This is a genomic window from Adlercreutzia equolifaciens (assembly GCF_029076695.1).
Classification (GTDB): Bacteria; Actinomycetota; Coriobacteriia; order Coriobacteriales; family Eggerthellaceae; genus Adlercreutzia; species Adlercreutzia equolifaciens_A.
This window is the reverse complement of record NZ_JARFIK010000335.1, coordinates 1-306: the sequence shown is the minus strand read 5'-3', so window position 1 is coordinate 306 and position 306 is coordinate 1. Positions and strand designations below refer to the sequence as shown.

The window sequence follows — 306 nt, the reverse complement described above, 5'->3', positions numbered from 1 at the left end:
ATCTCCCAAATTGACGTGCCCCGCGGCACCAGCGGCCTGGTTCAGGTGCGCAGCATCCTCGAGGGCATCGACGACATCGCATTTTGCGACCTCCACGGAAAGGACGTCGTGCGCCATTCCCTGGTAGCCACCATCGTGGCCGCCTACGAGCGCGCGGCGGGAAAGGCGAAGTAAGCCATGGAGATTCTCATTACTTACCCGTATCGTGAAGACGACCTGACGGCCATTCCGCTGCACGACCTTGCCCAGTTTGTCCTTGAGCGCGAGGCGAAGCCGCTGAATACCGAGGTGTCCGTCAGATTTGTG

General features: G+C 60.5%; 1 protein-coding gene. It reads left to right on the top strand.

Annotated features, from left to right (window positions below):
* Positions 1-174 (top strand): PhoH family protein, encoded by a 174-nt coding sequence (locus PZH32_RS12635; protein ID WP_343074575.1) that lies wholly within the window; start codon positions 1-3, stop codon positions 172-174.
* Positions 175-306: the final 132 nt, after the last annotated feature.